23 protein-coding genes and 1 pseudogene are annotated in these 25,737 nt (G+C 66.2%); 8 read left to right on the plus strand and 16 right to left on the minus strand.

Annotated features, from left to right (window positions below; genetic code table 11):
- Nucleotides 1-820, minus strand: an 820-nt coding sequence (ku, locus tag V6M49_RS12800) for a non-homologous end joining protein Ku (RefSeq protein ID WP_332761320.1), incomplete at its 3' end; no start/stop codon positions are given.
- A gap of 40 nt (nt 821-860) precedes the next feature.
- Here ku and V6M49_RS12805 point away from each other — a divergent pair.
- On the plus strand, nt 861-3,353 hold the full coding sequence (locus tag V6M49_RS12805; RefSeq protein WP_332761321.1) for an ATP-dependent DNA ligase: 2,493 nt from the start codon (nt 861-863) through the stop codon (nt 3,351-3,353).
- A gap of 127 nt (nt 3,354-3,480) precedes the next feature.
- Here V6M49_RS12805 and V6M49_RS12810 read toward each other — a convergent pair whose 3' ends face one another.
- Both V6M49_RS12810 and V6M49_RS12815 read right to left on the minus strand, forming a co-directional pair.
- Nucleotides 3,481-3,741, minus strand: a complete 261-nt coding sequence (locus tag V6M49_RS12810) for a hypothetical protein (RefSeq protein ID WP_141139215.1) — start codon at nt 3,739-3,741, stop codon at nt 3,481-3,483.
- Between the two features lie 71 nt (nt 3,742-3,812).
- Nucleotides 3,813-4,025 carry a hypothetical protein gene (locus V6M49_RS12815; RefSeq protein WP_056347939.1) on the minus strand — a complete coding sequence of 71 codons (213 nt, stop codon included), beginning with the start codon at nt 4,023-4,025 and terminating at the stop codon, nt 3,813-3,815.
- 491 nt (nt 4,026-4,516) lie between these two features.
- Here V6M49_RS12815 and V6M49_RS12820 point away from each other — a divergent pair, with 491 nt between their 5' ends.
- A complete protein-coding gene (locus tag V6M49_RS12820; RefSeq protein ID WP_332761322.1) occupies nt 4,517-6,115 on the plus strand; it encodes an MFS transporter in 1,599 nt (532 codons plus the stop codon).
- A gap of 270 nt (nt 6,116-6,385) precedes the next feature.
- Nucleotides 6,386-7,453: an FUSC family protein gene (locus tag V6M49_RS12825; RefSeq protein ID WP_442959727.1), complete on the plus strand. Its 1,068-nt coding sequence runs from the start codon at nt 6,386-6,388 to the stop codon at nt 7,451-7,453.
- Here V6M49_RS12825 and V6M49_RS12830 read toward each other — a convergent pair.
- Both V6M49_RS12830 and V6M49_RS19930 read right to left on the minus strand, forming a co-directional pair.
- Complete coding sequence (locus tag V6M49_RS12830; protein ID WP_332761324.1) at nt 7,419-8,186, minus strand: SDR family NAD(P)-dependent oxidoreductase; 768 nt, start codon at nt 8,184-8,186, stop codon at nt 7,419-7,421. The two genes, V6M49_RS12825 and V6M49_RS12830, sit on opposite strands and share 35 nt — an antisense overlap.
- A gap of 172 nt (nt 8,187-8,358) precedes the next feature.
- Nucleotides 8,359-8,427 (minus strand): annotated as a pseudogene (locus V6M49_RS19930) (VOC family protein); the annotation flags it as partial.
- A gap of 207 nt (nt 8,428-8,634) precedes the next feature.
- Here V6M49_RS19930 and V6M49_RS12835 point away from each other — a divergent pair.
- The gene (locus tag V6M49_RS12835) at nt 8,635-9,054 is read left to right on the plus strand and encodes a YciI family protein (RefSeq protein ID WP_056347932.1); all 420 of its coding nucleotides are present in this window, start codon (nt 8,635-8,637) and stop codon (nt 9,052-9,054) included.
- Between the two features lie 33 nt (nt 9,055-9,087).
- Nucleotides 9,088-10,335 (plus strand): RNA polymerase sigma factor, encoded by a 1,248-nt coding sequence (locus V6M49_RS12840; RefSeq protein ID WP_332761325.1) that lies wholly within the window; start codon nt 9,088-9,090, stop codon nt 10,333-10,335.
- A 14-nt stretch (nt 10,336-10,349) separates the two neighbouring features.
- Here V6M49_RS12840 and V6M49_RS12845 read toward each other — a convergent pair whose 3' ends face one another.
- The 11 genes from V6M49_RS12845 to V6M49_RS12895 form a co-directional block, all read right to left on the minus strand.
- On the minus strand, nt 10,350-12,230 hold the full coding sequence (locus V6M49_RS12845) for an IucA/IucC family protein (RefSeq protein WP_442959725.1): 1,881 nt from the start codon (nt 12,228-12,230) through the stop codon (nt 10,350-10,352).
- Nucleotides 12,227-12,820, minus strand: a complete 594-nt coding sequence (locus tag V6M49_RS12850; RefSeq protein ID WP_332761326.1) for a GNAT family N-acetyltransferase — start codon at nt 12,818-12,820, stop codon at nt 12,227-12,229. Before V6M49_RS12850 ends, V6M49_RS12845 begins: the two co-directional genes overlap by 4 nt.
- Nucleotides 12,817-14,244 carry a lysine N(6)-hydroxylase/L-ornithine N(5)-oxygenase family protein gene (locus V6M49_RS12855; protein WP_332761327.1) on the minus strand — a complete coding sequence of 476 codons (1,428 nt, stop codon included), beginning with the start codon at nt 14,242-14,244 and terminating at the stop codon, nt 12,817-12,819. Before V6M49_RS12855 ends, V6M49_RS12850 begins: the two co-directional genes overlap by 4 nt.
- A complete protein-coding gene (locus V6M49_RS12860) occupies nt 14,241-15,887 on the minus strand; it encodes a pyridoxal phosphate-dependent decarboxylase family protein (protein ID WP_332761352.1) in 1,647 nt (548 codons plus the stop codon). The genes V6M49_RS12855 and V6M49_RS12860 overlap by 4 nt, the downstream gene beginning before the upstream one ends.
- Before the next feature lie 299 nt (nt 15,888-16,186).
- Nucleotides 16,187-16,519, minus strand: a complete 333-nt coding sequence (locus tag V6M49_RS12865; RefSeq protein ID WP_104062996.1) for a GNAT family N-acetyltransferase — start codon at nt 16,517-16,519, stop codon at nt 16,187-16,189.
- Nucleotides 16,516-17,895, minus strand: a complete 1,380-nt coding sequence (locus V6M49_RS12870; RefSeq protein WP_332761328.1) for an acyltransferase family protein — start codon at nt 17,893-17,895, stop codon at nt 16,516-16,518. Before V6M49_RS12870 ends, V6M49_RS12865 begins: the two co-directional genes overlap by 4 nt.
- A 120-nt stretch (nt 17,896-18,015) precedes the next feature.
- Nucleotides 18,016-18,420 carry a DUF1304 domain-containing protein gene (locus V6M49_RS12875; RefSeq protein WP_332761329.1) on the minus strand — a complete coding sequence of 135 codons (405 nt, stop codon included), beginning with the start codon at nt 18,418-18,420 and terminating at the stop codon, nt 18,016-18,018.
- Nucleotides 18,421-18,458: 38 nt separating this feature from the next.
- Entirely contained in the window at nt 18,459-19,310 is an 852-nt protein-coding gene (locus V6M49_RS12880; protein WP_332761330.1) for a class II fructose-bisphosphate aldolase, read from the minus strand.
- Nucleotides 19,310-20,776: a GntP family transporter gene (locus V6M49_RS12885; protein ID WP_332761331.1), complete on the minus strand. Its 1,467-nt coding sequence runs from the start codon at nt 20,774-20,776 to the stop codon at nt 19,310-19,312. Before V6M49_RS12885 ends, V6M49_RS12880 begins: the two co-directional genes overlap by 1 nt.
- A gap of 159 nt (nt 20,777-20,935) precedes the next feature.
- A complete protein-coding gene (locus tag V6M49_RS12890; protein WP_332761332.1) occupies nt 20,936-21,835 on the minus strand; it encodes an NAD(P)-dependent oxidoreductase in 900 nt (299 codons plus the stop codon).
- Between the two features lie 93 nt (nt 21,836-21,928).
- A complete protein-coding gene (locus V6M49_RS12895) occupies nt 21,929-23,410 on the minus strand; it encodes a four-carbon acid sugar kinase family protein (RefSeq protein ID WP_332761333.1) in 1,482 nt (493 codons plus the stop codon).
- A 142-nt stretch (nt 23,411-23,552) separates the two neighbouring features.
- Here V6M49_RS12895 and V6M49_RS12900 point away from each other — a divergent pair, with 142 nt between their 5' ends.
- The 3 genes from V6M49_RS12900 to V6M49_RS12910 all read left to right on the plus strand — a co-directional run bounded on the left by V6M49_RS12900 (nt 23,553) and on the right by V6M49_RS12910 (nt 25,648).
- Entirely contained in the window at nt 23,553-24,257 is a 705-nt protein-coding gene (locus V6M49_RS12900) for a FadR/GntR family transcriptional regulator (protein WP_248763112.1), read from the plus strand.
- A gap of 106 nt (nt 24,258-24,363) precedes the next feature.
- Nucleotides 24,364-24,573, plus strand: a complete 210-nt coding sequence (locus tag V6M49_RS12905) for a dodecin (RefSeq protein WP_104063004.1) — start codon at nt 24,364-24,366, stop codon at nt 24,571-24,573.
- 253 nt (nt 24,574-24,826) lie between these two features.
- On the plus strand, nt 24,827-25,648 hold the full coding sequence (locus V6M49_RS12910; protein WP_141139201.1) for an aldo/keto reductase: 822 nt from the start codon (nt 24,827-24,829) through the stop codon (nt 25,646-25,648).
- The last annotated feature ends 89 nt before the right edge of the window (nt 25,649-25,737 follow it).

The raw sequence follows: 25,737 nt of genomic DNA on the forward strand, positions 1-25,737 counted from the left end.
CGTCCGCATCCTCAGAGGCGGCAGGCTTCCCGCCGCCGCGCTTCCGCTCCAGGCTGCGCTTGAGCGCCTCCATCAGGTCGATGACCTCGCCGTTGCCGCCCCCACCCGCCTCCGCGCCGAACGTTTCGTCGGTATCGAGCGAATCGCCCTTCTCCAGCTTGGCCTCGATGAGCTTCCGGAGCTGCACCTGGTAGTCATCGGTGAAGTGCTCGGGTTCGAAATCCGCGGCCATGGACTCCACGAGGGCGGCGGACATTTCGCGTTCCTGGGCGGAAATCCGGATGGACGTGTCCAGCGCAGGGAAGCTGGCGTCCCGGACCTCGTCGGGCCACAGCAGGGACTGCAGCACCAGCACCTCGTCCTTGATGCGCAGCGCCCCCAGCCGTGTCTTCTCGCGCAGGGCGAACTGGACGATGGCCACACGGTCCGTATCCTCGAGCGCCCGGCGCAGCAGGACATAGGCCTTGGGCGACTTGGAATCCGGCTCCAGGTAATAGCTCTTCTCGAACATCATCGGTTCCAGCTGCTCCGACGGAACAAACTGGACCACCTCGATCTCGTGGCTGTTCTCCGCCGGGATGGATTTGAGCTCATCCTTGGACAGGACCACCGTCCGGCCCTCGTCCTCAAACGCCTTGTCGATGTCCGAATAGTCGATGATTTTGCTGCACACCTCGCAGCGGCGCTGGTACCGGATCCGGCCGCCGTCGGCATTGTGGACCTGGTGGAGGCTGATGTCGTGGTCCTCGGTGGCGCTGTAGACCTTCACGGGCACGTTGACGAGGCCAAACGCGATGGCACCTTTCCAGATGGCTCTCATCCCTCAAGTGAACATCACGCGGGGCCGGAGGTGAAGACCCATGGCCGGCCCTAAGGAGCGCGTCAGGGTCGCCGGGCGGGAACTCACCCTCACCAACCTGGACAAAATCATCTACCCGGAGACCGGCACCACCAAGGCCGATGTCCTGGCCTATTACGCGGCCGTGGCCCATGTGCTGATTCCCGCCGCGGCCAACCGGCCCGCCACCCGCAAGCGGTGGGTCAACGGGGTGGGCACCGCCGGGCATCCCGGCGAGGTGTTTTTCCAGAAGAACCTGGAGGATTCAGCGCCGGGCTGGCTCCCCCGCGCCGCCATCACGCACAAGGACCGGACCATCTACTACCCGATGGTGAACGATCCCGCCACGCTCACCTGGTTCGGCCAGATCAATTCGCTGGAAATCCATGTCCCCCAATGGCAGGTGGACTCCCACGGCAGGCAGCTGAACCCGGACCGCCTGGTCCTGGACCTCGATCCTGGCGACGGTGCCGGACTTGAGGAATGCGCCGAGGTTGCCAGGCTGGCACGCGCCATCCTGCAGGACGTGGGCCTGGAGCCGGTGCCGGTGACCAGCGGCAGCAAGGGCATCCACCTCTACGCGGGCCTGGACGGAACGCAGACCTCCGACCAGATCTCGGACTTTGCGCACGAACTGGCCCGCGCCCTGGAAGCGGACCACCCGGATCTCGCCGTGAGCGACATGAAAAAGAAGCTGCGCACAGGCAAGGTGCTGGTGGACTGGAGCCAGAACAGCGCCGCCAAAACCACCATCGTGCCGTACTCCCTGCGCGGCCGCCTCACGCCCACGGTGGCCGCCCCGCGGACCTGGCAGGAGATCGGGTCCCCCAAGCTCCAGCACCTCGACTACAACGCCGTGCTGCGCCGGGTGAACGCGGGCAAGGACCCGTTCGCCGCCGTCGGACACGGTGCCGGGCACCCGCGGGACGGCGGGATCCCTCCGGAAGGGAGAACGGACGACGGCGGCACGCACGCCCGACTGGAGCGGTACCGGTCGATGCGGGACCCTGACGCGACGCCCGAGCCGTTCTCCGGCGCCTCCGGAAACGGGGATACCTTCGTGATCCAGGAGCACCACGCCAGCAGGCTGCACTTCGATTTCCGGCTGGAGCACGAGGGCGTGCTGGTGTCGTGGGCCCTGCCGAAGGGCGTCCCTGAATCCGGCGGGAAGAACCACCTGGCCGTCCAGACCGAGGACCACCCCTTGGACTACGCCACGTTTGAGGGCATCATTCCCAAGGGCCAGTACGGCGCCGGCGAAGTGACCATCTGGGACCACGGCACGTATGAACTGGAGAAGTGGATCAACGGCCGGGAGGTCATCGCCACGCTGACCGGCGCGGACGGCGGCGGCCTGGGCGGCACCAAAAAGTTCGCCCTGATCCACACCGGCCGCGGGCAGGGCAGGGACTCCGAAGGACAATGGCTCATCCACCTGATGGACAAGGACCACCACACTTTTCATCCGCGGCGGGCTCCGGTGGAGGATGCGCCGGAGAATTCGGCGGCGGACGCTTCCGGGGCTGAGCCTGCCGCGGCCGCGCCTTCCCCACTGCGTGCCGAGGATTTCGGTCCCATGATGGCAACGTCCGGGACCGCCGCCGACCTTCACGGCAGCGACTGGCAGTTCGAACTGAAGTGGGACGGCGTGCGTGGGCTGCTGGTCGCGGACGAAGAGAAGGTCCGTGTCTTCAGCCGCAACGGAATCGACGTCAGCGCAACCTACCCCGAGCTGACGGACCGGGCCTGCTGGCCGGCAGGCCCGTTCGTCGCCGACGGTGAGATTATCGCCGTCGGGCCTTCCGGCAGACCCGATTTCGGACTGCTCCAGGGACGCATGAAACTGACCCGGCCGGCCGACGTCGCCAAGGCCCGCGCAGCAATCCCTGTCCGGCTGATGCTTTTTGACCTGCTGTCCGACGGCGGCGGGGACCTTCGCCGGCTGCCTTTCGCTAAGCGGCGGGAGCGGCTGGAGGAGTTCCACCACCCGTCGGAGTGTCCCGTGGAGCTGTCCCCCGTCCTGGACGACAAGATCGAGCACATCCTGGACAGCGCGCGGGAACTGGGCCTTGAGGGCGTAATGGCCAAGCGGACCGACAGCCGCTACGTCAGCGGGCAACGGACCCGGACGTGGATCAAGATCAAGCTGGAGCAGACCCAGGAAGTGGTGGTGGGCGGCTGGCGGCCGGGCAAGGGCGGGCGGCAGGGTTCGGTGGGTTCGCTGCTGGTGGGCATCCCCGACGGCAGCAAGCTGCGGTATGTGGGCCGGGTGGGCAGCGGGTTCAGCATGCGCGAACTGGAAGAGCTCCGGCAGAAGGTGGACGGTCTGGCGCGCAAGACGTCACCGTTCGACGACGTTCCCCGCGAGGATGCCTCGGACGCCCACTGGGTGACGCCAAGGCTGGTCGGAGAGGTGACCTTCGGCCAGTGGACCGGGAGCGGCAAGCTCAGGCATCCGGTGTGGCGGGGCTGGCGGCTGGACAAGAACGCCGACGAAGTGGTGCCGGAGGGTTAGCGACGCTGTGTTGGCGACGCGCAAATTCTCCCCGGACACGCAAACGGCCTGGCGACACCCGAATTCGGGTGTCGCCAGGCCTTTTGTGTGTCGTCAGATCAGATGCGCGTCGTCAGCCAAGGTGTTTCTAGGACGAGTGCGGCATCTGCGGGCGTCCGGTACGGTGCACGGCCGTCACTGCAGCTTCCTGGCCCACGCGACCGTGGCCTGTGCCCCGCTCTTTGGGGTGCCGGCGCTTGCCGTTTCCGTCCGGCCAGTGGCGTTCGCCGGCCATCGCCGTAGTCACCGCAATGGTGGCCGGGCCCGGCATGGACGAGGTGTCCATGGCTGCCGCGAGATGGTCCGCGACCTCCGGTTCGATCTTTGTTCCAGCATTTTTTTCAGCCATTTTTTCTTCCTTCCGCAATGAAATGAAGTGGTTACCAATAGTAGGTCTGGCGTGCTGTCCTGGCGCTGGATTTACCAGCGGACCTTCTTCTCTGCCGGGCCCTGCTTGCCGCTGACATGGGTGGGCTTGTGGTTCTTGCCGACGCTCTGCAGCCCGGAGTCGCCGCCCCTGGATTTGCTGGCCAGCATGGCCCGCTGCGCTTCGGTCAGCCCCGCCCGGATGCCCTTGGCTTCGGCATCGTCCTGCGCGGATTCGGGCTGGCTGGGAGTGTTGTTTTCAGTCATTTGGTGGAACCTTTCTGAGGAGAATCAGTGTGTCTGACGAGATCAGCATGGACGGGGCCCGTGGTACCAGGCCGCAGGCGTCCGCCTACTCAAAAATCAGTGTTCCCATGAATCAACAATAGGCAGTTTCAGGCTCGGTTGTGAACCCCCGGTTTCCGGCCTGTACATGGGGCACGGTGGCGGCCGGAACTGGTGCCCGAACGGCCGTGGCGGCCGTCACTTTTCCGCGCGAATCAGGGGAAAAATGGCACAAAAAATGGGTCGTGAACAAAAAGATTCGGTAACGATGGCGGCGAACCGTCCGAATCCCAATGATGACGGGGCGAGAGCAGCCAAAAGAAATACCTGAAGACCGCTGGAAACCCTCTCTAAGGAAGGCACTTTACGGTATAAAACTCTCATTTGCCATGGAATCCGCGTAAAATTGAAAGCCTGCCCAGAGCGGGGCAGCTACAAGTCGCAAGCAAATGACCTCCATAGGAGTCGCCCAAATGCCCACAGACCGAAGCACGACCGACTCTTCAGCAGGCGTGAACAACGCCAGCCGACCCAACGAAGCAGCACCAAATAACGTACTCCCAAGTGCGCGTAAGCCGAAGATCCTTGCTCGCCGCAGGCTCAAAGAGTCCGACGTGAACGTTGTAAACCAGCCCATGCTGAAAAAAGCGCTCGGCGGAACCATCGTGGGTAACACCATGGAGTGGTTCGACGTCGGCGTATTCGGCTACCTGATCACCACTATGGGACCTGTTTTCCTTCCCGAGGCCGACAAGTCCGTCCAGACGCTGTTCCTGCTTGGAACGTTCGCTGCCACCTTCATTGCCCGTCCACTCGGCGGTGTTGTGTTCGGCTGGCTCGGCGACAAGATCGGGCGGCAGAAAGTACTCGCCGCAACACTGATGATTATGGCTGCCAGTACGTTCGCCGTCGGGCTGTTGCCCGGATACGCCCAGATCGGCATCTGGGCCGCTGCGCTGCTGGTAATCCTGAAGCTTGTACAGGGCTTCTCCACCGGCGGTGAATACGCAGGCGCCACCACGTTCGTGAGCGAATACGCCCCGGATAAGCGCCGTGGATTCTTTGCAAGCTTCCTGGACATGGGCAGCTACCTCGGCTTTGCCCTGGGCGCGGCGTTGGTTTCTGTCCTGCAGCTGACCCTTGGCCAGACAGCCATGGAGGAATGGGGCTGGCGCATACCCTTCCTCATTGCCGGCCCGCTGGGCCTCATCGCCATCTACTTCCGGAACAAGATCGAGGAATCCCCTCAGTTCCAGGCCACCCTGGATGCCCAGGAATCCATCGGGCAGGCCGCCGCAGCAGCTGACGTGGACGCCGCCAAGAGTCCGGTCGGAATCGTCAAGGCCTATTGGCGCTCGCTCATCGTGGCCATGATCCTTGTGGCCGCTGCCAACACCGCCGGGTACGCCTTGACGTCCTACATGCCGACGTACCTCACGGAGTCCAAGGGCTACGATCCCGTCCACGGCACACTGCTGACCATCCCCGTGCTGGTCATCATGGCCTTGTGCATCCCGCTGACGGGCAAGCTGTCCGACCGCATCGGCCGCCGGCCGGTCCTCTGGATCGGCGCCATCAGCACCGTAGTGCTGGCTACGCCGGCGTTCCTGCTGATCGGCGTCGGTGACGTCTGGTCCACGCTGGCAGGCCTCTCGCTGATCGCCTTCCCAGTGACGTTCTATGTTGCGAACCTCGCCTCGGCATTGCCCGCACAGTTCCCGACAGCCAACAGGTACAGCGCCATGGGTATCGCCTACAACTTCGCAGTTGCCATCTTCGGCGGCACTACGCCGTTCATCGTGGCAGCGCTGATCACGGCGACCGGCGATGACATGATGCCGGCCTACTACCTCATGGCCACCTCAGCCATCGGGGTTGTGGCCATCTACTTCCTGAAGGAATCAGCCAAGCGTCCGCTGCCCGGCTCCATGCCCAGCGTGGACACCCAGGCAGAGGCCAAGGAACTGGTTGCCACGCAGGATGAGAACCCGCTGCTGGACATGGCCGACATGCCGTTCGAATCCCAGGACGTGACCGATGCCGCGGCCGCCAAGGTTCCGGCCGGAGTCTAGGCACCACAGCCTAAGCACCGCAACAACAAACCGGCCTGACCGGGCCGTCTTGTAGCCCGCGCTCAAAGGCCCGTCCCGCGCGCTTTCCTTGGGGGAAGCACGCAGGGCGGGCCTTAGCCGTGCCCGGCGCCGCCCTTCCGGCCATGCCCAGCCCGGCCCGGCCGTGCCCACGCGACGCCCTGTGACCCAGCTAATGGTCAGCATTCCGGGCTTCTGCTAATTTTCGAACAAGGGCTTGAGGAATAGGTGGTGTTGGCTGTGTCCAGAGTCATGGCCCATGCCCGCACGCTGCACGCCCTGGGCCCGGCGAACAACGACAGGCTCTCGGCCGTTCGGGTTGCCCTCAGCGTGGCAGTGCCCTCCTTAGTACTCCTGGCCATCGGCCGTCCCGAACTCACCATGTACGCGGTATTCGGCGCCCTGACCGGTATGTACGGGCGCTCGGAATCCCATCAGCTGCGCCTCAAGCACCAGGCCCAGGCGGCTCTGGTCCTGGTCAGCGGCATCGCGGTGGGCGTGTTCCTGTCCGTCAACCACATCCACTCCTGGTGGCTGGTGCTCGTGGAGGCCTTGCTGGCCGGCCTCGGATCCCTGTTCTCCGACAAGGTGCGGCTCAAGCCCAACGGACCGTTCTTCGGCATCCTCGCATTAGGCGCCTGCGCCTCGGTCCCGACGAGCGTGCCGTTCCTGACGGCCGTGTTGATCGGCGCGGCCTCGGCCGCATTCTCGATCCTGGTGGGCTTCGCAGGCTGGCTGCGGGTCCGGGCCTGGCAGGCGGGCGCCGTGCGTGATGTCCCGCGTCCCAGCAGCGAACTCCGGCAGGCCGCGCTGGTCCACGCCGCCCGCTATGTCCTGGCCGTCGGTGCCGCCGGAACCTGCGGCGTCCTGAGCGGCAGCGGCCACCCGCACTGGGCCATGGCCGCGGCCGCCGTCCCGCTCGCGGGGGCCGACCTGCCCAGCCGCGTCCACCGCGGGATCCACCGCATCGTGGGGACGTTCGTCGGTTTGGCGTTGGTCGCCGTCGTACTCTTTCCTGGGCCGTTGTCCCCGCTGCAGTATTTCCCCGGCCACACGGCCGCGGTGCTGGCGCTGCTGGTGATCGCGTTCCAGTTCCCCACCGAGCTGTTCATGGCGCGGCACTACGGCTGGGCCATGGTCTTTTTCACCCCGGTGATCCTGCTTATGACGCAGCTTGCCGCCCCCGCGGATCCGGGCTTCCTGGTCACCGAACGCGCGGTGGAGACCTTTGTGGGCGCCGTGATCGGTATCGCCGTGGTGGTGGCCGTCCGTGCGCCGCGGAGGGCTACTGCTTCGGACGCCGCGGCGGCCCGGACGTAAACCGCGCCGGCAGCACACGCGAGATGGCGGCCACCAGTTTGTAGCGTTTGGTGGGGATCGAAACGCCCTTGCCGCGGGCGTTGTCAGCCAGGCCGTCCCGGACCACCCAGTCCGCCCGCAGCCACATCCAGCGCGGGGCGACCGATTTGTCCATGCCCATGCGGTCATGGAATTCGGTGTGCGTGAATCCGGGGCACAGCGCGGTGACGTGCACGCCTCTCGGTCCGTAGGCAAGGTTGGCCCAGCGGCTGAAGATGACCTGCCAGGCTTTCGCAGCCGAGTAGCTGCCGCGGTTGGCGAAAGCCGACACGCTGGCCACGTTGATGATCCTGCCGGAGCGCCGCTCCAGCATCCCCTGCAGCGCAGCATGGCAGAGCTCCATGGGGGTCTGCACGTGCAGGCGAAGGTGTCTTTTCTCGTCCTCCAGGGAATTTTTTTCGAACGAGTGCAGCAGCCCGATCCCCGCATTGTTCACCAGGACCTCAACCGGCCGCGCAGCGTCCGTGAGGCGCCCGACGACGGCGGCCACACCGGCGTCGTCCGTCAGGTCGGCGGGCAGCACCTCGGTGGAAACGCTGTAATCACGCTCGAGTTCGTCAGCGATCTGCTGGAGCCGGGCGGCGTCGCGGGCCACGAGCACCATGTGGTGGCCTTCCTGCGCGAGCTGGCGGGCGAACTCCGCTCCCAGCCCTGCGGTTGCCCCTGTTACGAGCGCGGTGGTGGGTGTCTCCATGCGCCCAGACTAGCCGTGTTACGGCGCCGGCGGCTGGTGCAGGCCGAAGGTTGAGCCCTGATCGTCCTTGCAGAGCTTGAATCTTCCGTACTCCGCCGGGGATGCCTGGGGTGCCGATGATGGACCCGCCCTCGTCGGACGGTCCGGGGCTGAAGTCCCAGCCGAAGAGCGCGCCGTAGAACGCCCTGCCCCGTTCGGGATCTTCGACGCCGATTTCAAAGAACGCTGGTTCGCCGGCCATGGCTTCTCCTTTTCAGGTGGAGTCAGATGGGTCGAGTGGGGTCCGTCTGAGCCCACCGTTAACCCCCACCGCACCCCGGTCCAGAGTCAGCGGGCCCGCTCAACGGTTGGAAAAAATCCTGGGTTTGTGTCGATCCGGCCTCGCGCCATTCGACCTATGGATGAGAAGGTCGAAGGGCGACCTTCCATAACCAAGGAGAAGATTGAGATGGCCAAGTACATGCTGATCATGCGGGAAACCGACGAGTCCCTCGCGAAGTTCACGGACGTCGACTTCGACGAGGCGATGAACGCCATGGGCAAGTTCAATGACGAACTGATCCGCGCCGGCGTCCTGCTGGCGGCCGAGGGCCTGGAGGATCCGAAGGAGGGAGTTGTGGTCGACTTCACCGGCGAAACACCGGTGGTCACCGACGGCCCCTACGGAGAAACCAAGGAACTGTTCGGCGGCTTCTACATCCTCGATGTGGCCTCGAAGCAGGAAGCCATCGAGTGGGCGAAGCGGGCGCCGCTCACGGCCGGCCGCAAGACCGAAATCCGCCGCGTACCCACCATCGACGAGTTCCCGCAGGACAACGAATGGATCCAGAAGGAACGCGCCTGGCGCGAGCAGACCGGGCAGCTGTGACCAGGCAGCTCTGACCGACAGATCTGACCGTTAATGAGCGGTGCTGAGGCGCGGGGCGCCGTCGAGGCGGTGTGGCGGATGGAGTCTGCCCGCATCGTCGGCGCCCTGGCCCGCTATACAGGCGACTTCCCGCTGGCCGAGGATCTCGCCCAGGAGGCACTCGCCGAAGCACTCGTCTCCTGGTCCGTCAACGGGATACCCGCCGAACCCGCCGGCTGGCTCCTCACCACAGGCCGCCGTCGTGCGATTGATACGTTCCGCCGGCGGGCGGCACGGGACGAAAAGTACGCCCTGCTGGCCAGCGACCTCGCGGCGGAGGAGCCAGGAGCGGACACCTTGTTCGACCCCGATGCGATCGACGACGACGTGCTCGCCCTGATGTTCATCTCCTGCCATCCGGTGCTGGCCAAGGAAGCCCGGATCGCGTTGACGCTACGCGTAGTGGGCGGCCTGGGCAGCGACGAGATTGCCAAGGCTTTCCTGGTCCCGGTGGCGACGATCCAGGCACGCATCACCCGTGCCAAGAAGACGCTGGCCGCCGCCCAGGTGCCTTTCGCGGTGCCTGAGCCGCACGAGCGGGCTGAACGTCTTAGCTCGGTGCTCAACGTCATCTACCTGATCTTCACGGAGGGCTCGTTTGCCTCGGGCGGCGCGGAATGGATCCGCACGGACCTGGCCGGCGAAGCCCGCCGCCTGGCCCGTGTACTGGTGCGCATCTCGCCGGAGCCCGAGGTGTTCGGGCTGATTGCGCTGATGGAACTCACCGCCGCGCGCTTCCCGGCCCGGCTCGATGCGTCGGGCCGCCCGGTGCTTCTGGAAGACCAGGACCGACGGCGGTGGGACCAGGCCGCGATCCGCCGCGGACGTGCGGCGCTTGCCCGGGCCGCGGGATCCGGACGCGGGTTGGGTGCGTACGGTCTCCAGGCTTCCATCGCTGAGTGCCACGCCGTGGCTCATTCGGTTGCCGAGACGGACTGGCAGCGGATCGTCATCCTCTACGAAGCCCTCGGCCGGCTGGCCCCGTCCCCCGTCGTCGAACTCAACCGTGCGGTCGCCGTCGCGATGGCCTCCGGCCCGGCGGACGGATTGAAGCTGGTGGAGGCGATCGCCGCACGGGGAGAACTGGCGGGCTCACACCTGCTTCCCGCGGTCCGTGGCGAGATGCTCACCCGGCTCGGCAGGCGTGGCGACGCACGGTCCGCACTCCTGCAAGCCGTGGCGCTGTGCGGAAACGCCGCCGAGCGCGCGGTGCTGCAGCGCAAGGTGGACGAGCTCAGCTGACTCCCCGACTGAGCTCACCCCACAGCGAACCTGGCGAGCGGGTTGGCGAGCCTGCCGGCCATCTGCAACCCGCCGGACGGGTCCGTGAGGTCAAGCATCTGCTGGTTGTTCCGCAGCTGCAGCCGGTTAAGGCACGACAGTTCAAAGTCAGGGGCGAACAGGTCGTGGCGGGCGAACTGGTCCGCCAGCTCCGGGTGTTCAGCCTGGTACTCCTGGATAACGCGGGCGGCCGTGCCCCAGAACTCCTCCTCGCTGAGTTTCCCGTCCTCCACCAGCAGGGCACCGAGGAAGCGGAAGATGCAGTCGAACACATCCGTAAAGATGGCCAGCACCTTTTCGCCGTCGGGAATGTCCACCTGGATCCGTGATACGTCCGCGGGCAGGTCCAACCGGCGCCCCATCACCACGATTTCCTCGGCGATGTCCTTCATCACCGCACGGACGGGCACACCGTTATCCAGCACCAGGATCACGTTCTCGCCATGCGGCATAAAGGCGAGTTCGTACCGGTAGAGGCAGTGGACCAACGGGACGAGGTAGGCCTCGAAGTAACGGCGCAGCCATTCGGCAGGCTCCAGTCCGGAGCGCTCAATCAGGGCAGACACCATCGGTTTGCCGGTCGAATCGACGTGCAGCAGGGACGCCATGGTGGCAAGCTGCTGGCCGTCCTCCAGCAGCGGGAGCGGACTTTCCCTCCACAGCGCGGACAACATCTTCTGGTACGGCGAGCCCTTGGCGGACGCGGCCTCGTAGTAGCCGTTGTGGTAGCCGATGGCCGCGATCTCGCTGATCATGGCCAGGCCGCGTTTCTGCAGGGCTTCGTCTGACCGGATCAGGTCCCGCAGCCAGTCGTTGATGGCGGGGGTTGCCTTCATGTACTGCGGCGAGAGTCCCCGCATAAAGCCCATGTTCAGGACGGACATCGCCGTCTTGACGTAGCTCTTGGCGGGCGCGGCCGTGTTGAAGAACGTGCGGATGGACTGCTGGGCCTGGTAACTGTCGGCACCGGTCCCCAGATGGATGATGTGCTGCTGGGCGATTTCGGCAGCGAACGTGACGGTGAGCTTGTTCTCCCACTGCCACGGATGCACCGGCATCAGGAAGTACTGGGCGGGGTCCACACCCTGCGCCGCGAATTCGCTCTCAAAGGACTGCAGCGCGGCGGCGCCGAGCTCGGCCTCCAGGTGGGCGCGGTAGTCCAGCCCCGCGCTGGCGGTGAAGACAGCCTTGCTGCGGTGCACCCCGATCCACTCCAGGCGGACGGGGGCTCCGGTCTCCGGCGCGAACGCCCGGTAGTCACTGATGCCGAACCCCAGCCTGCCGTTGTTGGCCACGAAACACGGGTGGCCCTCCGTCATGCTGCGTTCGATGGCCTGGAAGTCGGCGGCGGGGTCCGTGCCGCCGGTGACTCCCGCCGCGAGTTCCTCGGCGGACGGCTGTCCCAGCCACTGCTTGTAGGAGTGGCCGGCCAGGGTGCTGCTGATCTCTTCAAGGTAGACCGGGAGCATCTCCTCGCGGATGCCCAGGGTGTCCCTGAACTCGGTGATGAAACGCAGGGCGTCCGGGGCGGCATCCTCGCCTTTGCGTGTGCAGTGGATCGAAGCGGCGTCCACCGACCAGTGCTCCAGCTCAAGCACGCGGGCCGTGAACGAGTACGCCGTGAGGCCGTCGTCGCTGCGGACCACGTACACCGCGGGCTCCTCCGGACCCGTGGCACCCCTGCCGGAGCCCAGGCGCTGCGGCTCCAGGATGCGTTCGTGCAGGAATTCGGCGAGCGCCTTGCGGACCAGGTGGCGGTTGGCTATGGCCCAGCGTTCGGGTGCGAGGTGGGGAACGGTGTTGGCGGTGCTGTCCGGTATTTCGACGACGGTGGGGTCCAGCTCGATGATGGTCACAGTGATGCTCCCTGGTGGATCGGGGCGGAAAGGTCATGGGAAGGGACTCGGGGGTGGCCCAGCGCTGTGCGGGCGGCGAGGTAGTCCTGGCGTGTGCAGAAGCTGAGCAGCGCTTCCTTGTCCGGCAGGGTGACAACCCCCGCCGGCTGGAAGCCCAGCCGCTCGTTGAGCACATGGATCTTGGAGTTCCTGGCGTCTGGTTCAACCACCACGCGTTCCACGCCCGGTTTTTCGAACAACCGCTCCAGCACGGCGTCCATCACCGCGGCCGTGTACCCCGGTTGGGGATCTCCCGACGGCGGCGCCACCAGCAGGTGCATGCCGATGTCGCCCTCCTGCACGGCATAGACCGCGGCCAGTGGCGAGGCGGCCGGCAGGTATTCCTCCATCAGGAAGGCGGGGACGCCGTCGTCGTTTATCCCCAACAAGGCGTGGTGATGCCCCGTTGCCTGGATTTTCGAGTATTCCTCCACAACCCCGTCAACTGTGGAGGACAGCATCCCCCAGAACGACGCGTAAGGCTGTGTGACCCAGCTGTGGAGGAGTGGTGCATCGGCAACGGCGTCAACACAGCGGAACGAGAAGCTCATACGGACACCTCCACCGTCTGGGCGGGAACAGGCTCGGCGCTGCGTCCGGCCGGACCGGAGACTGAACCGGGGACTGAAGCGGAGACCGGGCCGGGCTGGGGCGCGTCAGGCTGGGGCGCGCCGAACTGCTGGAACGCGATGCTGCGCTCCACGGGATAGACCTCGCGGCCGGCGATCTCGCGCAGGATGCACGAGTTGCGGTAGGCGGCCATGCCGAGGTCCGGGGTGACAAAACCGTGCGTGTGCAGCTCGGCATTCTGGACGAAAAGTTCGCCGGGTTCGACGCCGGTGCTGTAGTTGCGTGCCACGGCGAACCGGCCGGCGGAGTCCCTGGCAATCCTGTCCTGGATGCCGGCCAGGAAGTCCGGCTCCCGGTAGGTGTAGCCGGTGGCCAGGACCACGGCTTCGCTGTCCAGCACATAATCCGAGCCCTGTTCCCCGTGCCGGAGCCGCAGGGTGTGGGAACCGGCGGCCTGATCCCACGCGGCGCCCGTGAGCGACGAATGGGTCAGGAGCTGGGTGTCCACCATGCCGGCGAGGCTCTTCGTGTACAGGAGGTCGTAGATGGCGTCGATCAGCTCGGAGTTGATGCCTTTGTACAGGTTTTTCTGGCTCTTGATGAGTCCGTCGCGCCGGTCCTGCGGCAGCCCGTGGAAGTAGTCCACGTACTCCGGCGAGGTCATCTCCAGGGTGAGCTTGGTGTACTCCAGCGGGAAGAACCGCCCGGACCGCGTGACCCAGTTCAGCTGGTAGCCGTAGGTGTCGATGTCCTGCAGCAGCTCGTAGTAGATTTCCGCGGCGCTCTGGCCGCTGCCCACGATGGTGATGCTCCGCTTGGCCTGCAGCTCACTCTTCCTCGACAGGTAATCGGCGTTGTGGAGGACAAGTCCCCCGCCGCCATCAGCGGCCGCGTCGACTATTCCGTCACAGGACGCCGGCACGTACGGCGAGGTGCCTGTGCCCAGCACCAGCCGCCGCGCCAGCAGCACCTCGGGCCCGTCCGGACCTTCCACCGAAAGGCGGTAAACGCCGGCGTCGTACGTTACATCCAGCACAGCCGTGCTAAAACGAACGGACCGCAGCTGGCCGGCCACCCACTGGCAGTACTGGTTGTACTCGGCGCGCAGCGGATAGAAGTTTTCCCGGATATAGAAGCGGTAGAGGCGCCCGGTCTGCTTGAGGAAATTCAGGAACGAATAGGGCGACGTGGGGTCGGCCAGTGTCACCAGGTCCGCCATGAACGGCACCTGGAGGTGGGCCGGCTCCAGCATCATGCCGGGGTGCCAGTCGAAGGATTCCCGTTGCTCCAGGAAGACGCCATCCAGCCCGTCCACCGGCTCGCTGAGGGCGGCGAGGCCAAGATTGAAGGGCCCGACGCCGATGCCGGCGAAGTCGAAAATGCGCGGTTCGGTGGAGGTGCTCATGCGGACACCTCGCTGGTGCTGTTGTTGGTGTTGGCGCCGGCCAGCAGCTGCACGCCGGTGCTGCGCAGCAGCTCGATGATCTCGCTGATGTCCTCCAGGGTTGCTTCCGCGTTGAGGAGCGTGAACTTCAGGTAGTGCCGGCCGGCCACCTTGGTGCCGGCTACGACGGCCTGCCCGGACGCGAAAACCGCCGCGCGGATAGCCGGATTGAGGGTGTCGGCCGCATCCTCGGAAAGCCGGCCGTGAGCGCCGGTGATGCCGACATCGGCTAAACCGGCGCCGGCAAGGGCAGCAGCAGTTCCGGACACACGCGGCCGGTACCGGAAGACCAGCGTGCTGAGCTGCGGAGCGGCGGCGAGCTCAAAGTCGTCGTCGGCCGCCAGCACTGATCCCACCCGGGCGGCGAGATCGATCGCTTCATCAAACAGGGCGCCGATCGCATCCGCGCCCATGATGCGCAGGGTCAGCCACAGCTTGAGTGCGTCAAAGCGCCGGGTGGTCTGGATGCTCTTGTCCACCTGGTTGGGGATCTCGGCCAGGGCGGCGCTTTCCGGGTTCAGGTAGTCCGCGTAGTACGTGACGTGCTGGAGCATGGCGCGGTCGCGGACCAGCAGGGCGCTGGAGCTGACGGGCTGGAAGAACGTTTTGTGGAAGTCCACGGTGACGGAGTCGGCCAGGCGGGTCCCGTCCAGCAGGTGGCGGTAGCGGCCGGAAACCATCAGCCCGCCGCCGTAAGCCGCGTCAATGTGGAACCAGGCACCGTAGGCGCGGGCCAGGGCGGCGAGGTCTGCGAGCGGGTCCACCGCACCGAAATCGGTGGTCCCTGCGGTGGCCACAACCGCCATCGGCACCAGCCCGGCGTCGTGGGTTTCCGCCATGGCCTCGGCGAGCGCGGCCGGGTCCATCTTGTGGTCCGCGGCGCAGGGAACGGAGATGACGGCGTCGAAGCCCATGCCCAGCATGGACGCGGACTTCTGGATGCTGAAGTGGCTGTCTGCTGATGTGAAGATCCGCAGCTTTTCCAGCAGGGCGGGCAGCCGGCGTCCAGCGTTGGCCGGCTCCTGCCGCAGCCCGGCAACGGCGTGGTTGCGCGCGATCAGCAGCGCCTGCAGGTTGGACTGGCTGCCGCCGGAGGTGAACACGCCGTCGGCTGCCGCCCCCAGCTGCAGCCGTTCGGCGGTCCAGTCGATGAGCCGGCGCTCGATCATGGTGGCCCCGGCGCTCTGGTCCCAGGTGTCCATTGAGGAGTTCACCGCGGACAGGATGGCCTCCCCCACCAGCGCCGGGATCACCACCGGGCAGTTCAGGTGCGCCGCGTACTTCGCATCGTGGAAGTAGATGGCGTCCCGGAGGTAGACGGTCTCAAGCTCCTCCAGGGCCGCGGCGGTGTCCGGGAGCGGCTGGTCCAGGTCGACGGCGCCGATGCGCGCCTTCATTTCGGCGGGCCCGACGCCGGTAAAGGGCCGGGTGGTGCGGTCGATTTTGGTGGCCACGGCGTTGACGCCCTGCAGCACCTGCGCCACGTACCGGGTGGAGTTCCTGGTGTTGAACAGATGGTTGGTGGCAGCGAGGGCCAGCTCCACGCGGGAGCCGAAATCCTGCCCGGGCAGGGTTTCGCCCACCCGATTTTCATCCACGTACATCTCATCAACACGGGGCAGCAGCGGCACAGTGGTCATCCTTAGTTCGACGTTGGGGCTGTCTTTAGCAAGGTAAGCCTTACTTAGGTGAACCTTTTCGTCAAACTTTAGTGACTTATTTATCTTAAGCCGCGGGAATACGGGCGTTCTTCAGGACGCGGGCGCGTCATTGACTGGCCCCGATCGCGAATCGGGTGCAAAATACTCCGCGCGAACGGACACTTGAGGCCCTCCGGAGGGAGTTTCCGGGGCCTTAAATGACCGTTCGCGCTGGTTCGAGGGCGCTTAAATGACCGTTCGCGCTAGTTGTCCGGCCAGTCGATGTGCTGTTCGTAGCCCCCCTCGTGGGCGCGGAGGTAGCGGGTAATGAAGGGGCAATGCGGGATGATCCGCTTGCCCGAGGCCACCACGTCGTCGAGCGCGAAGTGGGCCAGCACCTTGCCCAGGCCCTGGCCCTGGAAGGCCTCGGCGGTGTCGGTGTGGAGGAAATCCACGTGTCCGGGCAGGTCCCGGAAGAAGGACTGGACGGCGACCTTTCCGCCCACCCGCAGCTCGTAGCGGTGATGTTCGTCATCCCTGGACAGCGAGACGTCGGGGCTGAACTTGTCCTCTGTGGAAATCATGTTCTCAGTCATGGTTCGACATTGGCACTACTTGGCCCCGCTGGCAATGGCCCGTCAGACTGGCTGCCATCGTGGGCGACGCCTTCGGCACCGACATCGCCGGGGACACGTTCGGGCATCCGGCCCAGCAGCAGGACGGCCAACACAAAGCATGCCGCGCCGCCTCCGAGCAGGCCCAGCGTCAGGCCGTTGAGGGCAGCGTCCGCCACCGGAATGAAGACGACGACGGCGGCCGTCACCACCGCAGCGGCGGGCCGGCCGCGGGTGTGGACAGACGCCGTCGGACGTTCCTCAAGGTGGCCGAACGCGGCCAGCACCGGGAGCAGGAGGGCCACAACCCCCAGGAGGACGAGCGGCCGGGCCCACCACCATTCGGCGGTGCCTGCCGCGGGCTTGGGGAAGTCGGTGAGGAGCAGGAGCCCGGACATGGCCGCGAGCAACGGCAGGTGCCACAGGTACACGGTCATGGAGCGGCGGCCGGCAACCATGACCACCCCGCGGATCCAGCGCACGCCGGAAACCCAGCCGAGCCCCGGCCGGAAAAGCTGGAGCGCGGCAGCCTGGGACACGCCCAGGAGCAGCAGGCAGAGGTTGGGCGGGTTGAGGTTGACCAGCATGTTTCCGGAGTAGAGACCCAGGCCAGTGACCAGCCCGAGCACCAGGTTGGCTGCCAGGATGAGCCCCACCAGGCCGGAGAGCGTGAGCCTGGCCAGGTGACCGTCGGCCACCAGGAAACCAAGCTGCTGCACGGCGCACCACAGGAAAACAAGATTTGCGTAGGCGAGCATGGGCAGGGCTCCGCGGAAGCAGTCGATGGCCACCACGAGGGCCGCCAGGACCGCAACGGTCAGCCAGGGCGCGCGCCCATGGAACCGGGCCAGGAGCGGGATGTTGAGCTGTGCGGCCAGGTAGGCGGCCAGGAACCAGAGCGGCATGCCCGCTCCGGTGGTCATCAGCTGCACCACCTGGGCGTCCACGCCCAACAGAAGCGCGGCCCAGAACCCCAGGAACATCACCGCCAGGAGTGCCGCCGCCGGGCGGACCAGCCGCAGCAGCCGGGCCTGGGCAAACTCGACGCCCGTACCGCCGCGGGCTCTCAGCCGCTGCCAGGACTGGAGGCCCGTGGTGCCGCCGGTCACGAAGAACAGCGGCATCACCATGAAGATCCAGATCACGGGCTCGAACCACGGCTGATCGCCCAGCGTATTTTTGGAGGTCACGGTGCCGTCCCCTTGCAGGACGGGGCTGACCATCATGCAGTGGCCCACCACCACCAGGGCCAGGCAGACGAACCGGACGAGGTCGATCACGAGGTCGCGCTGCACCGCCTGTTCACCCTGCGGGGCCGGCCCCGCCTCCTTCACACCACTCACGTGCAGTCCCAACATGCGCCGATGCTGTTGTTCACTCAATTGTCCGCCCGTGATGCGCTCCCGGCCAGAAAAGGGTGTTCCCGGCCAGAAAGGGGCACAACGTCGCCTCAGCAGTGGTCGCCTCAGGAGCGTCAGTCAGCCGGTAACGGCCAGCAACCCAAGCACGACGGCGAGCAACGGCGTCGTGCCTTGCAGAACCGCGGCGCGGAGGTACTTTTTCCCGCTGAGTGCCAGCACCGCGGCGGCGAGCAGCATGGACCCGCAGCAGCTGAAGATCAGCGTCCAGCCGACCACGTTCTGCGCCGAGGTGTCCGGGCCAAGCGCCACGCAGCCCACCCCGATGAAAGCGCCAATGGCCAGGAACAGGTTGTAGAAACCCTGGTTGTAGGCGAGTGGTTTGGTGGTCTCGGCGTCGGCTTGGGAGGCGAGGCCGAAGCGTTTCCACGTGGCTGGCGTGGTCCAGGTGAGGGATTCCATGGTGAAGATGTACACGTGGAGCGCGGCGGCGAGGAAGGCAAAAAGCAGGGAGGCCAGGATCATGTGCTGATCCTAGCCTCCCCAAAGACTCAACTGATGCGTCAGCGGCTGAGCATGCCCAACGCCGACGTGGCGAATTCCCTGGCCGAGGTGTTCCAGTGGCCCAGCAGGCCCTGGAGGTTCTCGCCGTCGGCCCGGTGCGCCGGCAGCTGGTCCTGGAGCGTGGACAGCACGCCGGTGCGGAGCTCGGTATTGAAGTTCACTTTGCCCACGTTCATCGCGGCGGCCTTGACCAGCTCCCCCGCCGGAATGCCGGACGCGCCGTGGAGCACCAGCGGGATGTGGGTCCGCACGGCTATGTCCTGCAGGACGTCCCAGCGCAGCTGCGGCTCGCCCTTGTACTTGCCGTGGACGTTGCCCACCGCAACAGCCAGCAGTTCCGCGCCGGTCCTGGCCACAAAGTCCTCCACCTGTGCGGAGTCCGTCAGGCCGGCCACTGCCACACCGGCTTCGTCGGCACCGAAGGCACGGTCCTCGTCGCCGGCCAGGCCGCCGAGTTCCGCTTCAAGCACGACGCCGGCACCCAGCACAGCGCGCGCCTCACGGACCAGCGCAATGTTGTCCTCATACGGCAGGGACGAGCCGTCCGCAAGGACCGAATCCGCCCCCGCGGCGACTGCGTCGGCCATCACCTTGAGGTCCATCGCGTGGTCCAGCTGGACGGCCACCGGAACGGATGCGGCGTCTGCCAGCCCGCGGAGCGCGGCGATCAGGCGGAGGCCGTTGGACGTGCCGGCCGTTTTGGGGGCCACCAGCAGGATGACCCCGTGGCCTGCGTCCTCGGCCGCGCCCACAACAGCCAGCGCGGTGGTGAAGTCGTAGCAGGTGAAGGCGGGAACGGCCGAGCCCTGCTGGAGGGCGGCGGTGACCAGGTGGTCGAGTCGGGTGCGCATCAGACGCTCAGGCCTCCCACGAGGATCCAGGCCACGTAGGTCAGGACGAATCCGGCCACGCCCAGGACGGTGGTGAGGACGGTCCAGGTTTTCAGGCCGTCCGAGACGGTGAGGCCGTAGTAGCGCACCACAGTCCAGAAGCCGGCGTCGGTCACGTGGGACAGGCCCAGGGAACCGAAGCCGATGGCGATCACGACGACGGCGATCTGGGCCGGCGAGTAGCCGCCTTCCATCACGGCGGAGGTCAGCAGGCCGGTGGTGGTGACGATGGCGACGGTTGCGGAACCCTGGGCTGCTCGCAGGGCCAGGGAGATCACGAAGCCGAGCACAATCACCGGCAGGCCCAGGTGGTCCAGCGTCTGGGACAGTGCGGCACCGATGCCGGAGGTCCGCAGGACCTCACCGAACACGCCGCCGGCCGCGACAACCATCAGGATGGACGCGATGGGAGGCAGGGCGCCTTCGAAGATCTCGCCGGTTTCCTTCAGGGACCAGTTGCGGCGGACCGCCAGCAGGAAGAAGGACAGGGCAACGGCCACCAGGAGGGCGAAGAACGGGTTGCCGATGAAGGCAGCCAGGCCGTACCAGGAGTTGTCCTTGGGGATGGTGAGTGTGCCCAGGGTGCCGATGAGGATCTGCACGATCGGGGCGGCGATGAGGAAGATGATCAGGGCCGGACGCGGCGGGGCGATACCTACGGCGCCGGGGCCTTGGTGGCCGACCTTGACCAGGGAGTCGGAACCGAATTCGTCCACCTGGGCCTTGACGCCGGGGAGGAGCTCATACTCCTTGCGGTTCATGATGCTGGCAACCCAGTAGGACAGGAATCCGAGCGGGACGCAGATGAGCAGCGAGATCAGCGTGATGAGCCCGATATCGGCGCCGAACACGCCGGCGCCTGCCACGATGCCCGGGTGCGGCGGCACGGCGACGTGGATGGAGAGCATAATGCCGGCCATCGGCAGGCCGAACTTGACCGGGTGCACGTTGGCGATCTTCGCAAAGGCGTAGACAATCGGGACGAGCACAATGATGCCCACCTCGAAGAACACGGGGATGGCCACCAGGAAGCCGACGGCGGTGAGCGCCACCGCGACGCGCTTGGCGCCAAGCTTCTCGGTGAAGTGCGCGGCCAGCGACTGGACGCCGCCGGAAACCTCGATCATCCGGCCCAGGACGGCGCCGAGCGCGATCAGCAGGGCCACCTTGCCCATCGTTCCGCCCACACCGTTGGCGACGACGGTGAAGACGTCCTTCAGCGGGATCTGCGAGGCCACGGCCACGGCGATGCTTACGGTCAGCAGGGCCACAAAGGCCTGGATCTTGAAGCGGATGATCATCACCAGCAGGACGGCGATGCCGATCGCCGCGATGGTGAGGAGCAGCGGAGTACCCAGCTCCACCGCGGGTTTGATGGCGGGGGCGTCGGCCGCCCGCACCATCAGCGAGTTAGTCAGGGGGTTCATTGCGGTGTCTCCTTCGACAAGCCAGTCTTCCAGAAGACGGGCTGGCGGGCGCTGTTTCTTGTGCTTTGTGAACGCTGGAAGATACGACGACGGCGGAGGGGGGACCGCCGTCGTCGTACGTTTTTTGGGGGTGCTTTAGCGGTGGTGAAGTAGAAGTGCCTAGGCGGTGCGCTTGGTGGGCGCGACAACCTTGATGACTGCGGAATCGTCGGCGGCGGCGAGGCCCTGGGCCTGGCCCAGGAGGTACAGCTGCTCGGCGGCGGCGGCGACGGGGGCTGCCAGGCCGGCGGCGCGGGTGGCCTTGCCCACGATGCCCATGTCCTTGACGAAGATGTCCAGGCGGGACAGGACCTCGGCGCCTTCCTCGGTGTAGGCCTCGAGGATGCGCGGGCCGCGGTTGGAGAGCATAAACGAACCTGCCGCGCCGGCTTCGAGGGCTGCGAGGGTCTTGGCCTGGTCCAGGCCGAGCGCGTCGGCGAGGGCCATGGCCTCGGCGGCGGCCGCGATGTGGATGCCGCAGAGGAGCTGGTTGACGGTCTTGAGTGCCTGGCCGTCGCCGGGCTTGTCGCCCACCACGGTGAGCGTGGAGGCCAGCAGTTCGAGGGCCGGGCGGGCCTTTTCTCGGGCCTCGGGGGAAGCGCCGACGACAATCAGCAGGTCGCCTTCACCGGCGCGTTTGGGGCCGCCGGACAGCGGCGCGTCCACGAGCTCAACGCCGTATTCGGCGAGGCGCGCCACGGTAGCGGGGATGGCTTCGGTGCCCACCGTGCTGCCGAGGATGACGACGGCACCCGGCTCCAGCACGGAGGCCACGCCGTTCTCGCCGAAGAGGACGTCGTTGAGCTGCTCGCCGTTGCGGACCGCGAGGAGCAGCGCGTCGGCGCCCTTGGAGGCTTCCCGGGCGGAGGCGAAGGTGCGGATGCCGGCTTCTTCGGCGAGTTTCAGGCGCGGCTCGGCGATGTCGAAGCCGTGGACGGTGAGCTCGCTGGCCAGCCGGGTGGCCATGGGCAGGCCCATGGCGCCGAGGCCCAGGACGGTGACGGTGTAGTTGCTGGTCATGGTGTTCTTCCTTGAATACTGGCGATATCGGTGATTGAGCCTGTCGAAATCCATTGACGGGGTTTCGACAAGCTCAACCACCGGGGGTGGGGATTAGAAGGTGCTGCTGAGCTTGCGGGTGACGTCGGCGAGGGACTGGTCGTCGCCCACGTTGCCGGCGAACACGATGTACGGGATGCCCTTGGCGGGGCCGTCCACGGGCTCCCAGAGCGAGACGATGCCCGGCAGCATGGGACCGCGGACAATGGCGTGGCGGATTTCCAGGCCGTGGGCGGCGACGTCGGAGGACGTGATGCCGCCCTTGGCGATGACGAACCGCGGCGGGAAGGTCTTGAGTGTCCGGTTCACCACGGCGACGACGGCGGCGGACACCGTGCGCGCGATCCGCAGGCTCGCTGCGGGGTCCTCGGTCTTGATCAGCAGGCGGCTGGTGTGGACGATGACGTCGCCCCCGTGGAGCGCCTCCACGACGGAGTCAACGGTCTGGTTCAGGTAGGCATCCGCGGCTGTTTCGGTTTCGGCGGCAAGCAGCTTCTCGACGTCGATCTCCACAATGCGCGCGGCGCTGTGCTGTTCGGTGAGGGCCTTGAGTTGGCGGGTGGTGACGCCCACATGGGAGCCCACCACGATCAGGCCGCCGGCCTCGGACGGGGTGTTGCCTGCGTAGGCTTCAGCGCCGGTGAGCTCGGTGCGGATTTCCTGGCCGATCCGGGCGCGGACAAACGGCGGTCCCACGCGGTAGAGCAGCTTCTTGCCGCGCCGTTCGGCTTCTTCCAGGCCCAGGGACAGGGCGCGGAGATCGTTCTCGGTGACGATGTCAGCGACGATCGGCGTGGAGTTGGTGGCAGGCTCGATGGCATCGGCGATGGCCTTGGCGGTGATCTGCGGATCGGCAGAGGCACGGATGATGTTCAGGTCCAGGACAATCACGGAATCCGCGGCGAAGCGGCCCCGCGACTTCTCTTCCACGTATTTGGTCATGTCCGAGTTGGCGAAGCCGAAGCTGGCGTCCTTGGCGAATTCGGTCTCGGCCACGGGGGTGAGCTTGCCGGCGTGGTCCCCGGTGCCGCGCATGTAGTGCACGCCGCCGATGGTCACGCGGCCGGCGTCGGGGAACGCCGGCACCAGCACAACGCCGTCGGTGGCTTCTCCGCTGACGTCAGCAACAGTGGCCGCGATGACGTCGGGCTCCAGCGGGTAGTGGCCGCGGAGGGTGGAGTCGCTGCGGCTCACGAACCCCAGCCGCACGGCATCTGCGGAACCGGCGGCGGCCAGTGCGTTGCGGACCACTTCCTCGTTCCGCGCTGCGGCTTCCGCGGGGTCCAGGCTGCGGGTGTTGGTCAGCACGTACACGGCGGGCTTCGCCTGGCCAAAGGCCCAGATGAAGTCCTCCACTTCCCAGCGGGTGAGCACGGGCAGATCCGCAACGGACTGCGTTCCGGTGGGGTCGTCGTCGAGCACTACGAGCATCCGGGGGGTCTCCGCGCTGGACGCGGCGACGGCGTCGGCAACCAGGCGGGCGGGAATCCGGACTTCGGCCGGGAAGGCGGCCAGGATGTCTGCTTCAAGCGTCACAGTGCACTCCGTTGTGTGGAAATCTAAGTATTGACGTAACTGTAAGATGTCTGACATCTAACATTTCAAATAGTGTGGCACAGGACATAGAAACGCGCAAGTAGACTTGTCAGACATATCTGGCGACGCCGCAAGGGGACATATGGCACGGAAATCACTGGTGGGCGTTGTAGCCGACGAACTCCTGGACCGGATCATTGCCGGGGACTTTCCACCCGGATCCAGCGTGCCCGGCGAGCTGGAACTCAGCGCCAGGCACGAGGTGAGCCGGATGACGGTGCGCGAGGCCATGAAAACCCTGGAAGCGCAGCGGATCCTCAGCGTGGAACGCGGCCGCGGCACGTTCGTTAACCCGTTGAACCGTTGGGCTTCGCTGGAAGCTGTCCTGCGCGCCGCATCAGAGGGACAGAACGAAGCCGCCGCCTCCGTGCAGCTCATTGAACTGCGCCGAATGCTTGAAACCGGGGCGTGCGAACTCGCGGCGGCACGGATCAGCGACGCCGACATCCAGGCGCTGTTCGGCCATGTGGCGGCGATGCGGGCCGCCCATGAGGTCAACGACATTGCCGCCTTCGTGGAGGCTGATCTGGCATTCCACGACCTGATCCTGCGCGCCTCGGAGAACGTTTTTGTGGCGGTCCTTTTCGCACCGCTGCACCGGGTGCTGGAAAAGCGCCGGGCCGAAACATCGGCCGTGCCAACCATCCAGGAGCACGCCATCGGACACCACCAGAACATCGCCGAGGCACTGGAATCGCGTAACCCGAGCAGGTCGCGCGAAGCCATGGACCTGCACATGCAACAGACCCTGGATGACCTCAAGAACCTGGTCCTCGAAGCGCCCTGACCAGAGTCCACTCCGAAGTATTGGCTCTGGCCAAGGCTCGCAACCTGCCACTAGTGTTCAAGGACGGCCCGCAACCGGGAATCGAAGGCGATCACGAGGAGCGAAGTTGTCCAACCACACGTACAGCATTACTGAAATTGTCGGCACCTCCGGAGAAGGCGTGGACGCGGCAGTCCGCAACGGGATCGCCGAGGCCGCCAAGACCCTGCGCAACCTGGACTGGTTCGAGGTCAAGGAAATCCGCGGTCACCTCGAAGACGGCAAGGTTGCCGACTGGCAGGTACGGATCAAGCTCGGTTTCCGCCACGAAGGCTGACCCTTCCAAGGTCTGAACAGTGATGGCCGCGTCCTTTGGGCGCGGCCATCACTGTTCGGCCATTCGGCACGGCCCTGCCAGGCACTTCCTACAACGAAGGTAGGACTGCCGGTCCTAGGACAAACAGGGACACGGTCAAGGACTGACTATCGGCGCGAAAGTGCATAGGCTCGTACCGGAGCAGTTCCCGAAAGCGGTTTCCTGCCGGACATCCCGAGCCAGGAACCATCCTTCAGCACTACGAGGAGTACCCATGTCAGAAATCTCGCTGAACAACGGCGTCACTATCCCCCAGCTCGGCTTCGGCGTTTTCCAGGTTCCGCCGGAAGACACCCAGCGGATCGTTGAGGATGCCCTGGCAGCCGGCTACCGCCACATCGACACCGCCGCGGGATACCGCAACGAAGCAGGTGTGGGCGCTGCCATCGCAGCCTCGGGCATTCCGCGCGAGGAAATCTTCGTGACCACCAAGCTCCGCAACGGCGACCAGGGCCGGGCCTGGGACGCATTCCAGGACACCCGCGAGGCGCTGGGTCTTGACTTCGTGGACCTCTACCTCATCCACTGGCCGGTCCCGTCACAGGGCCTCTACGTCCAGGCTTGGAAGGAACTGGAGGCCCTGTATGCCGCCAAGGCGATCCGTGCCATCGGCGTCTCGAACTTCCTCTCCGACCACCTGGACACCCTGCTCGAGTCCGCGGACGTGGTACCCGCCGTGAACCAGATTGAACTGCACCCCAGCTACCAGCAGGCCAAGCTAGCCGCCAAAAGCCGTGCCCTCGGGATTGCCGTGGAGGCCTACAGCCCGCTGGGCCAGGGTGGGGACCTCAACGGAAACGCCGTCACCGCCGTCGCGAAGGCACACGACGCCACCACGGCGCAGGTGGTCCTGGCCTGGCACCTGGCCGCCGGCAACATCGTCATCCCCAAGTCGGTTAACCCGTCCCGTATCCGCGAAAACTTCGCGGCCGCGTCCCTAACCCTGACTGACGACGAGCTCGCCTCCATCACCGCCCTCGAGCGGGGCGCGCGCATCGGTTCCGATCCCGCCGTCGCCGCTTTCACACAGCTATAGCCAACGCTGACCGAGCCTGCCGGCACCGATTCCGGCGGGCTCGGTCACCGCGTTCTGCCACGTCCAACCACCGGCGAAGGATCCCTCCG

It is taken from the genome of Pseudarthrobacter sp. (assembly GCF_036675385.1).
Classification (GTDB): Bacteria; Actinomycetota; Actinomycetes; order Actinomycetales; family Micrococcaceae; genus Arthrobacter.

Bases quoted from the DNA above. Each gene is read 5' to 3' on its own strand.
- V6M49_RS12805 (WP_332761321.1), top strand. From the start codon at position 861: ATGGCCGGCCCTAAGGAGCGCGTCAGGGTCGCCGGGCGGGAACTCACC.
- V6M49_RS12810 (WP_141139215.1), bottom strand. From the start codon at position 3,741: ATGGCTGAAAAAAATGCTGGAACAAAGATCGAACCGGAGGTCGCGGAC.
- V6M49_RS12815 (WP_056347939.1), bottom strand. From the start codon at position 4,025: ATGACTGAAAACAACACTCCCAGCCAGCCCGAATCCGCGCAGGACGAT.
- V6M49_RS12820 (WP_332761322.1), top strand. From the start codon at position 4,517: ATGCCCACAGACCGAAGCACGACCGACTCTTCAGCAGGCGTGAACAAC.
- V6M49_RS12825 (WP_442959727.1), top strand. From the start codon at position 6,386: ATGGCCCATGCCCGCACGCTGCACGCCCTGGGCCCGGCGAACAACGAC.
- V6M49_RS12830 (WP_332761324.1), bottom strand. From the start codon at position 8,186: ATGGAGACACCCACCACCGCGCTCGTAACAGGGGCAACCGCAGGGCTG.
- V6M49_RS12835 (WP_056347932.1), top strand. From the start codon at position 8,635: ATGGCCAAGTACATGCTGATCATGCGGGAAACCGACGAGTCCCTCGCG.
- V6M49_RS12840 (WP_332761325.1), top strand. From the start codon at position 9,088: ATGAGCGGTGCTGAGGCGCGGGGCGCCGTCGAGGCGGTGTGGCGGATG.
- V6M49_RS12850 (WP_332761326.1), bottom strand. From the start codon at position 12,820: ATGAGCTTCTCGTTCCGCTGTGTTGACGCCGTTGCCGATGCACCACTC.
- V6M49_RS12855 (WP_332761327.1), bottom strand. From the start codon at position 14,244: ATGAGCACCTCCACCGAACCGCGCATTTTCGACTTCGCCGGCATCGGC.
- V6M49_RS12860 (WP_332761352.1), bottom strand. From the start codon at position 15,887: ATGTACGTGGATGAAAATCGGGTGGGCGAAACCCTGCCCGGGCAGGAT.
- V6M49_RS12865 (WP_104062996.1), bottom strand. From the start codon at position 16,519: ATGACTGAGAACATGATTTCCACAGAGGACAAGTTCAGCCCCGACGTC.
- V6M49_RS12870 (WP_332761328.1), bottom strand. From the start codon at position 17,895: ATGTTGGGACTGCACGTGAGTGGTGTGAAGGAGGCGGGGCCGGCCCCG.
- V6M49_RS12875 (WP_332761329.1), bottom strand. From the start codon at position 18,420: ATGATCCTGGCCTCCCTGCTTTTTGCCTTCCTCGCCGCCGCGCTCCAC.
- V6M49_RS12880 (WP_332761330.1), bottom strand. From the start codon at position 19,310: ATGCGCACCCGACTCGACCACCTGGTCACCGCCGCCCTCCAGCAGGGC.
- V6M49_RS12885 (WP_332761331.1), bottom strand. From the start codon at position 20,776: ATGAACCCCCTGACTAACTCGCTGATGGTGCGGGCGGCCGACGCCCCC.
- V6M49_RS12890 (WP_332761332.1), bottom strand. From the start codon at position 21,835: ATGACCAGCAACTACACCGTCACCGTCCTGGGCCTCGGCGCCATGGGC.
- V6M49_RS12900 (WP_248763112.1), top strand. From the start codon at position 23,553: ATGGCACGGAAATCACTGGTGGGCGTTGTAGCCGACGAACTCCTGGAC.
- V6M49_RS12910 (WP_141139201.1), top strand. From the start codon at position 24,827: ATGTCAGAAATCTCGCTGAACAACGGCGTCACTATCCCCCAGCTCGGC.